At 69.3% G+C, this 13,752-nt stretch carries 10 protein-coding genes, 1 tRNA gene and 1 pseudogene; 7 read left to right on the forward strand and 5 right to left on the reverse strand.

Features of this window, described 5'->3' with window-relative positions:
* Positions 1–216: 216 nt before the first annotated feature.
* The 3 genes from LI92_RS00125 to topA all read left to right on the forward strand — a co-directional run bounded on the left by LI92_RS00125 (position 217) and on the right by topA (position 4,087).
* Positions 217–420 carry a cold-shock protein gene (locus tag LI92_RS00125; RefSeq protein ID WP_003925183.1) on the forward strand — a complete coding sequence of 68 codons (204 nt, stop codon included), beginning with the start codon at positions 217–219 and terminating at the stop codon, positions 418–420.
* A 135-nt stretch (positions 421–555) separates the two neighbouring features.
* The gene (locus LI92_RS00130; protein WP_046314795.1) at positions 556–1,167 is read left to right on the forward strand and encodes a hypothetical protein; all 612 of its coding nucleotides are present in this window, start codon (positions 556–558) and stop codon (positions 1,165–1,167) included.
* A gap of 112 nt (positions 1,168–1,279) precedes the next feature.
* Positions 1,280–4,087: a type I DNA topoisomerase gene (gene topA / locus LI92_RS00135; protein ID WP_046314796.1), complete on the forward strand. Its 2,808-nt coding sequence runs from the start codon at positions 1,280–1,282 to the stop codon at positions 4,085–4,087.
* A gap of 1 nt (position 4,088) precedes the next feature.
* Here the strand turns inward: topA and LI92_RS00140 are convergent, their stop codons facing one another.
* Positions 4,089–5,765 carry an adenylate/guanylate cyclase domain-containing protein gene (locus LI92_RS00140; protein ID WP_152665280.1) on the reverse strand — a complete coding sequence of 559 codons (1,677 nt, stop codon included), beginning with the start codon at positions 5,763–5,765 and terminating at the stop codon, positions 4,089–4,091.
* A gap of 28 nt (positions 5,766–5,793) precedes the next feature.
* On the opposite strand from LI92_RS00140, the gene LI92_RS00145 reads away from it, so the two are divergent.
* The 3 genes and pseudogenes from LI92_RS00145 to LI92_RS00155 form a co-directional block, all read left to right on the forward strand.
* Positions 5,794–7,020, forward strand: coding sequence for a DNA polymerase III subunit delta' (locus tag LI92_RS00145; protein ID WP_046314887.1), 1,227 nt, complete (start codon positions 5,794–5,796; stop codon positions 7,018–7,020).
* 29 nt (positions 7,021–7,049) lie between these two features.
* Positions 7,050–7,125 (forward strand) — tRNA-Thr (locus tag LI92_RS00150).
* A gap of 125 nt (positions 7,126–7,250) precedes the next feature.
* A pseudogene (locus LI92_RS00155) lies at positions 7,251–8,030 on the forward strand (class I SAM-dependent methyltransferase); the annotation flags it as partial.
* Here the strand turns inward: LI92_RS00155 and epsC are convergent.
* Genes epsC through LI92_RS00175 form a run of 4 tightly spaced genes read right to left on the reverse strand, consistent with a single transcriptional unit; the run spans position 8,027 to position 12,179 of the window.
* Positions 8,027–8,614 (reverse strand): serine O-acetyltransferase EpsC, encoded by a 588-nt coding sequence (gene epsC / locus LI92_RS00160; protein WP_046314888.1) that lies wholly within the window; start codon positions 8,612–8,614, stop codon positions 8,027–8,029. The pseudogene LI92_RS00155 and the gene epsC overlap by 4 nt on opposite strands.
* An 8-nt stretch (positions 8,615–8,622) precedes the next feature.
* Positions 8,623–9,558, reverse strand: coding sequence for a cysteine synthase A (cysK, locus tag LI92_RS00165; RefSeq protein ID WP_046314800.1), 936 nt, complete (start codon positions 9,556–9,558; stop codon positions 8,623–8,625).
* A gap of 34 nt (positions 9,559–9,592) precedes the next feature.
* A complete protein-coding gene (locus LI92_RS00170; RefSeq protein WP_046314802.1) occupies positions 9,593–11,269 on the reverse strand; it encodes a family 2A encapsulin nanocompartment cargo protein cysteine desulfurase in 1,677 nt (558 codons plus the stop codon).
* A complete protein-coding gene (locus LI92_RS00175) occupies positions 11,256–12,179 on the reverse strand; it encodes a family 2A encapsulin nanocompartment shell protein (RefSeq protein ID WP_046314804.1) in 924 nt (307 codons plus the stop codon). The genes LI92_RS00170 and LI92_RS00175 overlap by 14 nt, the downstream gene beginning before the upstream one ends.
* A gap of 287 nt (positions 12,180–12,466) precedes the next feature.
* Between LI92_RS00175 and LI92_RS00180 the strand changes: the two genes are divergently transcribed.
* Positions 12,467–13,747, forward strand: a complete 1,281-nt coding sequence (locus LI92_RS00180; protein WP_046314806.1) for a TQXA domain-containing protein — start codon at positions 12,467–12,469, stop codon at positions 13,745–13,747.
* Positions 13,748–13,752 lie beyond the last annotated feature (5 nt).

The following is a 13,752-nucleotide window of genomic DNA, read 5'->3' on the forward strand; positions in this document are numbered from 1 at the left end:
AACGTGGTTGACTGATGGACGGTCGTAGCTTCTGTGTTCGTGTTAAGCCTTCGCAGGATCTGTGGTTGCGGCCGCAGTGCCCGCGGGGGACGTCGGTGGCAGCACCGACCGACCGCCGGGGTAGGGCGGTCGGAACAGGCCCGGGGCAGCGAAAATCGGTGCCCCGAACAACGGTGTGCACTGCACCGGGCAAGAAGAGTAAGGAAAGATCGACAAATGCCACAGGGAACTGTGAAGTGGTTCAACGCAGAGAAGGGCTTCGGCTTCATCGCGCCCGAGGACGGGTCGGCGGACGTGTTTGTCCACTACACGGAAATCCAAGGGTCCGGCTTTCGCACCCTCGAGGAAAACCAGCGGGTGGAGTTCGAGGTCGGACAGAGCCCTAAGGGCCCCCAGGCCACGGGCGTCCGCTCCATCTAAGCCACTGGATTCGACGACACCCCCCGTGCAGCTCCCGCGAACGGAGCACTGCCGGGGGGTTTCGTTTCGGGCGGGTCAGGCCGTAAGGCCCGACCCGGAGGCCGCCGGACGCTGGACCGGCTTACTGTCGGTGACGTGAGCCAGCTTTCCTTCTTCTCGGCCGAGTCGGTGCCGCCCAGCGTCACCGACCTCACCGGGGTGCTGGCTGGTCCGGGGCAGATCGTCGTGTCGGGGGCCGGCGCGAGGATCTCGGTTGTGGTCGAAGCTCAATGGCGAGCGGCGGCCCTGGCCGAGTTGATCGAGGAGGCCGGTCTACGGCCCGAAGTCACCCGCACCGACGAAGACACCCCGCTGGTGCGGACCGCGGTCGACCCGAGGTTGCGTGCTTTGGCTTCGGCGTGGACCCGCGGGGCGGTCAAGACCGTTCCGCCGCAATGGCTGCCGGGTCCGCGTGAATTGCGGGCGTGGGCGCTGGCGGCGGGAACCGCGGAAGGCGACCGGTACCTGCTCGGGCTCGACCCGCACGCGCCGGACACCTTCGCGCCGTTGGCCTCGGCCCTGATGCGGGCTGGGATCGCGCCCACGCTGATCGGCAGCCGTGGGGGCCGCCCGGCGTTGCGGATCACCGGCCGGCGCCGGTTGCTGCGACTGGTCGAAAACGTCGGGGAATCGCCCCCAGACCCCGACGCGTTGAGTCAGTGGCCGCGTGTCGGAGCCGCGATCCCGGGCCACGCGGACGGGTTTTGAGAGAATGCACTGCGCAGCGCCAGTTTGCATCGGCACGGGAGTGAGTGCGAGATTGTCAGTTGTCCACCGGCGGCGTGACGTGGGTGCGGACAGAAGTGGAGTGTAAGCGCAGTTGGCTGACCCCGGCCGCAACGGCGGCACAAGTTCACCCGTGCGGCGGCTCGTCATTGTCGAGTCGCCCACCAAGGCACGGAAAATTGCGGGCTACCTGGGCAGTAACTACGTAGTCGAGTCCTCGCGGGGTCACATTCGGGACCTGCCGCGCAATGCCGCCGATGTGCCGGCGAAGTACAAGACCGAACCCTGGGCGCGCCTGGGTGTCAACGTCGACGCCGACTTCGAGCCGCTCTACATCGTGAGCCCCGATAAGAAGGGCACCGTCACCGAGCTCAAGGGCCTGCTCAAGGACGTCGACGAGCTCTATCTGGCCACCGATGGTGACCGGGAGGGCGAAGCGATCGCCTGGCACCTGCTGGAGACGCTCAAGCCGCGCATCCCGGTCAAACGGATGGTGTTCCACGAGATCACCGAGCCGGCGATCCGCAACGCCGCGGAGAACCCGCGCGACCTGGACATCGACCTGGTGGACGCCCAGGAGACCCGGCGCGTGCTGGACCGGCTGTACGGCTACGAGGTCAGCCCCGTGCTGTGGAAGAAGGTCGCGCCGAAGCTGTCGGCCGGCCGGGTGCAGTCGGTGGCCACCCGCATCATCGTGCAGCGCGAACGCGAGCGGATGGCGTTCCGCAGCGCCTCCTACTGGGACGTCGTGGCCCAACTGGACGCCAGTGTCTCCGACCCCACTGCCTCGCCGCCCACCTTCACCGCCCGACTGGTCGCCGTGGACGACCTGCGGGTGGCCAGCGGCCGTGATTTCGACTCGCTGGGTGCGCTGCGCAAGCCCGCCGAGGTGCGGGTGCTCGACGAAGCCGCGGCCACCGCACTGGCGGCCGGGCTGGCCGGTGCGTCCCTGTCGGTGACGTCGGTGGAGGAAAAGCCCTACACCCGGCGGCCCTACGCACCCTTCATGACCTCGACGTTGCAGCAGGAAGCCGGCCGCAAACTGCGGTTCTCCGCCGAACGGACGATGAGCATCGCCCAGCGGCTCTACGAGAACGGCTACATCACCTATATGCGTACCGACTCGACCACGCTGTCGCAGTCGGCAATCGACGCCGCGCGTACCCAGGCCCGCCAGCTCTACGGCGAGGAGTACGTCTCGCCGTCGCCGCGGCAGTACACCCGCAAGGTCAAGAACGCCCAGGAAGCCCACGAGGCGATCCGGCCGGCCGGCGAGACGTTCGCCACCCCCGACGCGGTGCGCAACGAACTGGGCAGCGACGAGTTCCGGCTCTACGAGCTGATCTGGCAGCGCACCGTCGCCTCGCAGATGGCCGACGCCCGCGGCACGACGCTGAGCCTGCGGATCGGCGGCCAATCGCGCGACAAGCAGGTGACGTTCGCCGCCAGCGGCCGGACCATCACCTTCCCGGGCTTCCTCAAGGCCTACGTGGAGACCGTCGACGAGTTGGCCGGCGGTGAAGCCGACGACGCGGAGCGGCGGCTGCCGCAGTTGACCCAGGGGCAGCGGGGGGACGCCGCCGAGGCCACCCCGGACGGCCACGCCACCAACCCGCCGGCGCGCTACACCGAGGCGTCGCTGGTCAAGTCGCTCGAGGAGTTGGGCATCGGTCGGCCGTCGACCTACTCCTCGATCATCAAGACCATCCAAGACCGCGGCTACGTCTACAAGAAGGGCAGCGCGCTGGTCCCGACCTGGGTGGCGTTCGCCGTCATCGGGCTGCTCGAACAGCATTTCGGCCGGCTTGTCGACTACGACTTCACCGCGGCGATGGAAGACGAACTCGACGGCATCGCCGCGGGGCGTCAGCGCCGAACCGACTGGCTGCACAACTTCTACTTCGGTGGCGACTACGGGGTCGAGGACTCCATCGCCCGGGCCGGCGGACTCAAGAAGCTGGTCGGGGTGAACCTGGAGGGCATCGACGCCCGTGAGATCAACTCGATCCGGCTGTTCGACGACGCGCAGGGCAGGCCGATCTATGTGCGGGTGGGCAAGAACGGCCCCTACCTGGAGCGCATGGTCACCGGCGACGACGGCGAACCGACCCCGCAGCGGGCCAACCTGGACGACTCCCTGCCGCCCGACGAGCTGACCCTGGCGCTGGCCGAAGAACGCTTCGCCACCCCGCAAGAGGGCCGATCGCTGGGCATCGACCCCGACAGCGGTCACGAGATCGTCGCCAAGGACGGCCGCTACGGCCCCTACGTCACCGAGGTTCTGCCGCCGCCACCGGACGACGAGTCCGGCGCCACGGCGAAAAAGGGCAAGAAGCCGACCGGTCCGAAGCCGCGCACCGGCTCGCTGCTGCGCAGCATGAGTCTGGACACCGTGACGCTCGAGGATGCGCTGAAGCTGCTCTCGTTGCCGCGGGTGGTGGGCGTCGATCCCGAGTCCGGCGACGAGATCACCGCACAGAACGGTCGCTATGGGCCGTACCTCAAGCGCGGCACCGATTCCCGGTCGCTGGCGAGCGAGGAGCAGATCTTCGACATCTCCCTGGAGGAGGCGCTGAAGATCTACGCCGAGCCCAAGCGCCGGGGGCGCCAGTCCGCGGCGGCTCCGCCGCTGCGCGAGCTGGGTGCCGACCCCGCGAGCGGCAAGCCGATGGTGATCAAGGACGGCCGGTTCGGTCCGTACGTGACCGACGGCGAGACCAACGCCAGCCTGCGCAAGGGCGATGAGGTGGCTTCGATCACCGATGAGCGTGCCGCCGAGCTTCTTGCCGATCGGCGGGCGCGGGGGCCGGTCAAGAAGGCTGCGAAGAAGGCCGTCCGCAAGGCGCCTGCGAAAAAGGCGCCCGCGAAGAAGGCAACCGCCAAGAAGGCCGCCAAGCGCTGATTCAGTCGGCGGCTGCCGAGGCCTCGGCGTCTTCGGCCGGGATGGTTTCCAGCGTTGCCAGGTTCAACGGCCGGGCCAGCTGCGTCGGTCCGGTGCGTCCGCGCAGTTCGACGATCTCGCCGACCTCCCAGCACAACGCCTCGGCGTCCACCGCGCCGCTGACCGCGACCGCCGACGCCAGCACGTGGCCGTCGTCCAGCTTCGCCAGTTCGGTCAGCCGGGCGGCCTCGTTGACCGGGTCGCCGATCACGGTGTACTCGAAACGGGCCCGGGCGCCGATGTGCCCGGCGATCGCCCGCCCGGCCGACACCCCGATGCCGAACTCCTCGGAACCGAGCACCGGCAGCAGGCCGTCGTGCAGCTCGCGGGCCGCCGCCAGGGCGGCACTGGAGGCGTCCGGGTGCTCGATGGGCGCGCCGAAGATGGCCAGTGCGGCGTCACCCTGGAACTTGTTGACGAAACCGCCATGGCGCCCCACCGCTTCGACCACCACCCGGAAGAACTCGTTGAGCAGGTTGACGACCTCGCTGGGCGGCCGGGTGGCGGCCAGCTGCGTGGAACCCACCAGGTCGATGAACAGCACCGCCACGTCGCGTTCCTGCCCGCCCAACTCGGTGCCGCGTTCCAGGGCACGCCGGGCCACATCCTCGCCCACATAGCGTCCGAACAGGTCGCGCAGCCGCTGCCGCTCGGCGAGGTCGCGCACCATGTCGTTGAAGCCGGCCTGCAGCAGGCCCAGCTCACTGGCGTCATAGATCTGCATGTGCGCGTTGTAGTTGCCGCGCTGCACCTCGCCCAGCGCCCACCGTAACTGTCGCAGCGGGTCGGCGATCGACATGGACACCAGGACGGTGCCGGCCAGCCCGATGACCAGGGCGGCCAGTGCCATCAGCAGGATCGGGGTGAACAACTTGTCTGGTGAGGCGTTGAGCAGGGATGCCTTGCCGGCCAACACCGACAGCACGATCGCCAGCACCGGCACGCCCGTGGACAGCAGCCAGGTCAGCAGCTGGCGGAGGATGACACCGGGTGCGCGCAGGTTCTCCGGGGTGCCGTCGCGCAGGGCGGCGACCGCCACCGGCCGCAGCACCCGCTCGGACTGCAGGTAGCCGATGATCGCGGTGGCCGCTGCCCCCAGGGCCGTGGCGGTGACCACCACGGGCACGACGTGGTGCACCACCTGCCAGCTGATGGCGACGAACACCACCCCGCCCACCGCCCAGTAGCCGATGCTGATCAGGGACCGGTAGAACGGCATCCGCAGCGCCCGGGATCGCGCCAGTTCGGTGTCTGCGGGATCGGAGTCGCCGTGGGTGTCCAGATCGGCCAGCAGCGCCTCCCGGCGCTGCCAGCGGAACACCGGCATCAGCAACGCGGTGCTGAGCGAAAAGCCGAGTCCGAACAGGATCAACAGCACGACGCCGAAGAGCACCAGATTCAGCCGCGGCAGGTCCTGCAGGTTGATCCGGTCCTCGTCGGGCAGGCCGAACCGCAGGAAGCCGAACACGAACAGTGCGCCGATGATGTCGGCCTGCAGCATGCTCAGCGTGAAAACGGGCCAGGGTGTGCGCACAACCCAGCGGACGAATCGCTCGATCCGCCCGACCAGGGTCGTGGTGCTCACCAGCACACCGTATCCGGCGAGACGAGGAATGACCGAGGCTGATGGCGTTGGCATGTCCGGTGGAGGCACTACTGTGACCGTGATGTCCGGAGTTTTCACCCGCTTGGTGGGTCAGCAGACGGTGGAGGCCGAACTGCTGTCAGCCGTGCGGGCCTCCCGGCAGCCCGGGGCACCCGGGGCGATGTCCGCGGGCGGTATGTCGCACGCGTGGCTGATCACCGGCCCGCCCGGCTCGGGCCGGTCCATCGCGGCGGTGTGTTTCGCCGCGGCGCTGCAATGCACCGCCGAGGAGGAGCAGGGCGGCCCCGGTTGCGGCCGCTGCCGGGCCTGCACCACGACGATGGCCGGCACCCACGCCGACGTCCGGCGTGTCGTGCCGGAGGGGCTGTCCATCGGTGTCGACGAGATGCGGGCCATCGTGCAGGCCGCCTCGCGGCGGCCCGGGACCGGGCGCTGGCAGATCGTGGTGATCGAGGACGCCGACCGGCTCACCGAGGGCGCGGCCAACGCCCTGCTCAAGGTGGTCGAGGAGCCGCCGCCTTCGACGGTGTTCCTGTTGTGCGCGCCCTCGGTGGATCCGGAGGACATCGCGATCACGCTGCGGTCCCGGTGCCGTCATGTCGCGTTGGTGACCCCACCGCTGGCGGCCGTCGCCCAGGTGCTGATGGAGGTCGACGGCCTGGACTCGGCGACCGCGGAGTGGGCCGCGGCGGTCAGCGGTGGCCATGTGGGGCGGGCTCGGCGGCTGGCGACCGATTCCGAGGCCCGGCAGCGCCGGCAGCGGGCGCTTTCGCTGGCCCGGGACGCCGCGACCCCGTCGCGGGCCTTCGCCGCGGTCGATGACCTGGTGGCCGCGGCCGAATCCGAGGCCCGGGACCTGACCGCGGAGCGCTCGGAGGCCGAGACCGAGGAGCTGCGCACCGCATTGGGGGCCGGTGGCACCGGCAAGGGCACCGCCGGAACCCTGCGCGGCACCGCCGGACTGATCAAGGACCTGGAGCGCCGGCAGAATTCCCGCCACAAGCGGGCTTCGCGGGATGCGCTGGACCGCGCGCTGATCGACCTGGCCACCTACTTCCGCGACGCCCTGCTGGTCGCCATGGCCCCGGCCGGCGTGGCCCGGCCCAGCCACCCGGACATGACCGACGCCGCGGCCGCGATCGCGGCACACGCGCCGCCGGACCGGTTGTTGCGCTGCATCGAGGCGGTGCTCGAATGCCGCGAGGCGCTGGCGGCCAACGTCAAGCCCCGCTTCGCCGTCGGCGCCATGGTGGCCACCGTCGGACAGGCGCTGCGAAACGACCTGTAGACTGACCCGGCCCGGTTTAGGCGGGGCGCGCCACCTTAGCTCAGTCGGTAGAGCAATTCACTCGTAATGAATAGGTCAGGAGTTCGATTCTCCTAGGTGGCTCCACAATGGCAGGTCCGGTGGCGGCGCTAGGCTCAGTCGCGCGCACACACCCAGGCGGGACCAGCCGGCGTTGCACGTGCGCGCGACGCCGCGGAAGGTGAGCAATTCCGTTGTCCGCCAACCCCGCAGTGTCCGCACTGTTTCGCTACATCGAGACACTGCATGGCGACCGCCCCTGGGGCAGCATGCTCGACTCCGGTGCCGGCGTGAAGTCCCTGCAATGGATCCAGACGCTGCCGACCGAAAGCTGGACCGCGATCACCGCCGCTGCCGGGATGGCCGACGCCAGCCGCGCCGCACTCGGGGACAGCGTTCGGCCGCAGGATCGGATACTGGTGGGCAACTGGATCGATGGCGGCCTGCTCGCCGGCGAGACGTTCGACACGGTGCTGGCCGACTACCTCGTCGGCGCCGTCGAGGGCTTCGCGCCCTACTGGCAGGACCATGTCTTCCAGCGGCTGCGGCCCCTCGTCGCCGACGGCGGCCGGCTCTACGTCACCGGCCTGGAGCCCTACGTGCAGTACCCGCCGAACACCGAAAGCGGCCGGATCATCTGGGAGATCGGTCGCGTTCGCGACGCGTGCCTGCTGCTGGCCGGTGAACGGCCCTACCGGGAGTTTCCGCTGGAGTGGGTGCTGCGGCAGCTGGCTCTGGCGGGCTTGCGCACGGTGCAGTTCCGCCGGTTTCCCATCCGTTACGGCCCTCGGCACGTCCACGGCCAGCTCGACATGTGCCGCCGGCGGGCCGAGCGCTTCGGCTCGCCGGAGCTGGCCGCCTCGATGCTGCGCTACGTCGACGATCTGCAGCAGCGAGCGCTGGCTCTGCACGAGCGCGAGGGCGGCCTGCGGCACGGTCGCGACTATGTGATCGCCGCCGAGCCCATACCCGGCGCAGGTGTCGGGTCTTAGATGTACATCGCCGGGTCGATGTAGCTGGTCGGGTCGACCAGCGGCTCCCGCTGCTTCTCGGTGCGGTGCCGCACCGAGGCCGGAATGCCCGTGGCGATGCAGTCCGCCGGTACGTCCTGGGTGACCACCGCATTGGCCCCGATGGCGCTGCCGTCCCCGATGGTGATCGGGCCGAGGACCTTGGCCCCGGCGCCCACGGTGACGCCGTTGCCGATGGTCGGGTGGCGCTTGCCGTGGCTCAGTGAGCGCCCGCCGAGGGTCACCCCGTGGTAGACCATGACGTCATCGCCGATCTGGGTCGTCTCGCCGATCACCACGCCCATGCCATGGTCGATGAAGAAGCGCCGGCCGATGGTCGCGCCCGGGTGGATCTCGATGCCGGTGGCGAACCGGGTGGCCTGGGCCAGCAGGCGGGCCGCTCCGCGCAGCGCCGGCCTGGCCCACAGCCGATGTGCCACCCGATGTGACCAGATCGCGTGCAGGCCGGAATAGACCAGGGCGTTCTCGACGTCCCCGCGCGCGGCCGGGTCATGGTCTCGCGCGTTGCGCAGGTCCTCGCGCAATGTCTTCCACACGCCTGTCATGGGCGTGATCATTCCCTGATGTGCTCGAACAGCGCCGTCGAGATGTAGCGTTCGCCGAAGTCGGGGATCACCACCACGATCAGCTTCCCTGCGTTCTCGGGGCGTTTGGCCAGCTCCAGGGCGGCCCAGACGTTGGCGCCTGCCGAGATGCCGCCGAGAATGCCTTCCTGGGTGCCCAGGGCGCGAGCCACCCGGATGGCGTCGTCGAACTGCGCGTCGATGATCTCGTCGTAGGCATTGCGGTCCAGCACCTCGGGGATGAAGTTGGGTCCCAGGCCCTGGATCTTGTGCGGACCGGGCTGGGCGCCGTGCAGGATCGCCGAGTCCTTGGGCTCCACCCCGACGATCTGGACTTCCGGCTTGCGCGACTTGAGGATGTGCGAGACGCCGGTCAGCGTGCCGCCGGTACCGATGCCGGCGACGAAGATGTCCACCGCGCCGTCGGTGTCCTTCCACACCTCTTCTGCGGTGGTGTGCTCGTGGATGGCCGGGTTGGCCGGGTTGGCGAACTGATTCGCGGACAAGGCGTTGTGGGTGTCGGCGACGATCTGCTTGGCCTTGGCCACCGCGCCGGCCATGCCCTCGGAGCCGGGCGTCAGGACGATCTCGGCGCCGTAGGCGCGCAGCATCACCCGACGCTCGGTGGACATGGTGTCCGGCATGGTCAGGATCACCTTGTAGCCGCGCGCGGCGCCGACCATCGCCAACGCGATGCCGGTGTTGCCGCTGGTGGCCTCCACGATGGTGCCGCCGGGGCGCAGCTGGCCGGATCTCTCCGCGGCGTCGATGATCGCGACGCCGATCCGGTCCTTGACGCTGTTGGCGGGGTTGTAGAACTCGAGTTTGGCCGCCACCTGGGCGCCGAGGCCCTCGGTCAGCCGGTTGAGCCGCACCAGCGGGGTACGACCGACCAACTCGGTGACGTTGTCGTAGATCCTGCCCATCAATTGCCCTTTCTCACCAAAACCACCATCGGAGCTATGCGCTCCCCTCGGCGATGCGCCGGACGGCCCTGATGAACACGTCGATCTCTTCGAAGGTGTTGTAGAACGCGAACGACGGACGCACGGTGGCCTCCAGCCCGTACCGGCGCAGGATGGGTTGCGCGCAGTGGTGTCCGGCACGCACCGCGATGCCCTCGGCGTTGAGGGCCTTGCCGACGTCGGCCGGGTCGTGGCCGGCCAACACGAACGACAACACGCTGGCCTTCTCGTCGGCGGTCCCGACGATCCGCACGCCCGGTATAGCGGCCAACCGCGGCGTGGCGTACTCCAGCAGCGCGTGTTCGTAGGCGGCGATACGTTCGACCCCCACCCGCTCCACATAGCACAGCGCAGCGCCGAGGCCGACGGCGTCGGCGATATTGCCGGTGCCCGCCTCGAATTTGTTGGGCGGTTGCTGGTACAGCGAACGCTCAACGGTGACGTCGGCGATCATGTTGCCTCCACCCTGCCATGGCGGCGTCTCTGCCAGGGCATCTTCGGTCCCGTACAGCACACCGATCCCGGTGGGGCCGAAGATCTTGTGCCCGGAAAACGCGAAGAAATCCGCTCCCAACGACTGTACGTCGATCGGGATGTGGGGGATCGACTGTGCTCCGTCGATCAGCACCCGGGCGCCGTAGCGGTGCCCGAGTTCGACGATCTCGTGTACCGGGGTGACGGTCCCCAACGCGTTGGAGACGTGCGTGGCGGCAACCAGTTTGGTCCGCGGCCCCAGCAGATCCTCGAACTCGCCCAACAGCAGGTTCCCTGCGTCGTCCACCGGGGCCACCCGCAGAATCGCGCCGGTCTGCTTCGAGATCATCTGCCACGGAACGATATTCGCGTGATGCTCCAGGTGCGTGATGACGATCTCGTCGCCGGGGCGCAGATGCTTTCCGCCCCATGCGTAAGCGACCAGGTTGATCGCTTCGGTGGTGCCCCGCACGAACACGATGTCTTCGCTGCGCGGCGCACCCACAAACCGCCGGACGGTGTCGCGGGCGTCCTCGTAGGCATCGGTGGCGCGGGCCGCGAGTTCGTGCGCGGCCCGGTGGATGTTGGAGTTCTCGTGGGCGTAGAAGTGCGCCAGCCGGTCGATCACGGCCTGCGGCTTCTGCGTGGTGGCGGCGTTGTCGAACCAGATCAGCGGTTTGCCGTTGACCCGCTCGCGCAGAATCGGAAAGTCGGCCCGCACCGCGTTGACGTCGAACACCTCATGGGTGTCCGGCGTCACCGGAACCGGCTGGGTGGCCGGCGCCGGGCGCGACAAGAAGTAGTAGTTCGCCTCGTCGCCGCCGGTTGCCGGCGCCGGAGCCTCGGGCAGCTCCAGGTGGGGAACCGCCGAACCGCCGGCCGGCCAGCCCGGGGCCGATCCGCGCGGAGCGGCCGGGACGGCCGGGCCGGCGGCCGGATAGCCGGCCAGGACCCCCGGCACGGTCGGCACGATGCCGGACGGGACCGCGAACGCCGCGAGGTCGCCCACGCCGGCCGGCAGCAGTCCGCTCGGATCGACCGCCCCGCCGCGCGGTGCCACCGCGGTGGTCTGCGGGGGTGAGTCCGGACCGGGTTGAGGGCCGAGGGTGTAGAGCTGATTGGCCAGGATCTCCAGCTCGGCCGCGCTGATCGGCGGGTTTCCCCCGGCAGCTACCGGCCCGGGGTCACTCGTACTCATGGAAACGGTCCACCGAGACGTCGTCGAGCACAGCGAGCGCATCGTCGGTGAGCACGGCCAGCGAGTTGTACAGCGTGACCAGATAGGACGCGATCGCCGACCGGTTGATCCCGGTGAACCGGACCGACAGACCCGGGGCCTGCTCGCCGACCAGGCCGGGCTGGAACAACCCGACGACGCCCTGGCGCTCCTCGCCGGTTCGCACCAGCAGGATCTTGGTCTTGGAGTCTTCCACCGGAACCTTGTCGCTGGGCACGATCGGGATGCCGCGCCAGGTGATGAACTGCGCGCCGAACAGGTTCACCACCACCGGGGGGACGCCGCGGCGGGTGGCCTCGCGGCCGAAGGCGGCCACGCCCAGCGGGTGGGTCAGGAAGAACCCGGGCGTCTTCCACACCTTGGTGATCAGCGCGTCCAGGTCGTCGGGAGTGGGCGGCCCGGTGATGGTCGAGATGGTCTGCTCCGGGGTCACCTGGGCCAGCAGGCCGTACTCCGGGTTGTTGACCAGTTCGAACTCCTGGCGTTCCTTGATGGTCTCGATGGTGAGGCGCAGCTGCTGCGCGACCTGGTCGTGCGGGCTGGAGTACAGGTCGGAGACCCGGGTGTGCACATCGAGAATCGTGGAGATGGACCGCAGTGTGTATTCGCGCGGGCTGGTCTCGTAGTCCACGAACGTCTGCGGCAGCGGTTCTGCAGAGCCCGCCCCCTGCTCGGCGTGAATGGCCACCTGGCCGGGGTTGACCACTCGGTTGACCCGGTAGATGCCGGCCTCGACGGGAACCCAGTTCAGCAGGTGCAGCAGCCAGCGCGGCGTGATGGTCGCCAGCTGCGGGACGGTCTTCGTCGCATTGGCAAGCTGCCGTGCGGCGAGGTCGCCCAACGCCTGAGATTCGTTCTGAGCGGACGTCATTGCTTCCTCCTGATGAGTAACGGCGCCAATCATGGACCATCGGTCGGGTTTGCCCACCAGTTGCGCTCATGGCGAATTGAAATCATGGCAACTCGCGCCGCTGCGGTACATGTCGTAGGGTATGCGTATGTCGCACATCACGCAGCCGCAGCCGCACGTTTCGTGCCGCCTTGCCGCGTGTTGTTGTCGTTGATTCTCTGACGCCCTGATTCCTCAGCGTCGCAGCCCGTCCCCGGTTTCCGGTCAGGTGCTGCCGTGCGCGCATCAGACCAGAAAGTCGATTCGGCATGACCGTTTCTGCCTCCGTTCTTCCACTGCCCGATACCCAGCCCGCGGTGACCGTCCGCCGCAGGGTCCATCCGCGACCGGCGGTCGATATCGACCGGATGACCCGCTACCACGGCGGCACCTATTCGCACACCGTGGACCGCATCGTGTTCACCGACGGCACGAGCGCGCGCACCGATCTGATTCGGCTCAACCCCGGTATCGCGGCGTATTCGCTGGACTTCCACGGCATTGCGCCGACCCGCCCCTCTGCCTACCGGATCGACACCTGGTCGGCGGTTCCCCACCTGGGGGCCGCCGAACGGGATGTCCGCGAGGTTCAGGTCGACTGGATCCTGCGCAATTCCGTACCGCGGCTGAACACCGTCGAGGTGAGTCGGCGGTTGCGGGAGGCCGGGTATCTGGGCCGCGGGAACATCGCCGAGCACGAGGCGATAGCGGCCACCCAGGCGGCGATCTGGCGGCTGACCAACGGTTTAGAGCTGGACACCCGTGCCCGCACCGAGCCGGTGCGGGTGCTGCGCCGGCCCGACGGGGTGACGGTCGAGTTCGACGAGGCCCTCGAATTGGGCGGGTACACCGTCGAACTGCTCGCCGCGCAGCCGGTGGAGGTGACACTGCACAAATCCGACGACGGCCAGACCTGGCGCGAGGTGCTGTCGTCGCGGCTGACCGCCCGAACCCCTGGGATCCAGCGCAAGGCGCTCGGCGTCGGGGCCACCGCCGGCGGACATCGGTACTACCGCCTGGCGGTGACCGGATCGGGGGCAGCCACCATCGGCGACGTCGGCTTCTGGCCCGACGGCACCGGCACCTACCGCAATCCCGACCGGATCGTGGCCCTCTACCGCTATCTGGTGGCGGGGGCGGCCCGGGCGCGTACCACCGCACCCGGATTGGACGTCTCGGCGGCCACCGTGGCCGACGGGGTGGTGGGGCCGCTGCGCCTTGCCGTCGCGGACTCCGCCGCAGTCAGTGCCGAGGGCGCCGTTGTCCTGGACGCCGACGGTGCCGAGCTGGCCGATCCGGTACCGCCCGGCGGCGTCTTCTTCCTGCGGGCACGGCCTGGCGCGGCTTCGGCGCGGGTCCGCGTCACGGTGCCCGGCACCGAGGACGGCTACGGCGGCCGGGTTCTCACCGGCATCGCCGGCGACGAGCGGTCGCAGAACTACACCCCGGTGGCGCTGGCGGTCCCGGCTGCACTGGTGGTCGACTTCCAGGTGTCCTGGGCGCCGCGGCAGACCGGCGCCCCGCGGGCCCGGCGCTACCCGCGCCGATAGGGCGG

Origin of the sequence: Mycobacterium sp. UM_Kg1 (assembly GCF_000972925.1) — a bacterium.
Lineage (GTDB): Bacteria > Actinomycetota > Actinomycetes > Mycobacteriales > Mycobacteriaceae > Mycobacterium > Mycobacterium hiberniae.

What these genes read in the sequence shown, in the direction of transcription:
- LI92_RS00125 (WP_003925183.1), top strand. Translation starts at nt 217, where the DNA reads ATGCCACAGGGAACTGTGAAGTGGTTCAACGCAGAGAAGGGCTTCGGC.
- LI92_RS00140 (WP_152665280.1), bottom strand. Translation starts at nt 5,765, where the DNA reads ATGCCAACGCCATCAGCCTCGGTCATTCCTCGTCTCGCCGGATACGGT.
- LI92_RS00145 (WP_046314887.1), top strand. Translation starts at nt 5,794, where the DNA reads ATGTCCGGAGTTTTCACCCGCTTGGTGGGTCAGCAGACGGTGGAGGCC.
- epsC (WP_046314888.1), bottom strand. Translation starts at nt 8,614, where the DNA reads ATGACAGGCGTGTGGAAGACATTGCGCGAGGACCTGCGCAACGCGCGA.
- cysK (WP_046314800.1), bottom strand. Translation starts at nt 9,558, where the DNA reads ATGGGCAGGATCTACGACAACGTCACCGAGTTGGTCGGTCGTACCCCG.
- LI92_RS00170 (WP_046314802.1), bottom strand. Translation starts at nt 11,269, where the DNA reads ATGAGTACGAGTGACCCCGGGCCGGTAGCTGCCGGGGGAAACCCGCCG.
- LI92_RS00175 (WP_046314804.1), bottom strand. Translation starts at nt 12,179, where the DNA reads ATGACGTCCGCTCAGAACGAATCTCAGGCGTTGGGCGACCTCGCCGCA.
- LI92_RS00180 (WP_046314806.1), top strand. Translation starts at nt 12,467, where the DNA reads ATGACCGTTTCTGCCTCCGTTCTTCCACTGCCCGATACCCAGCCCGCG.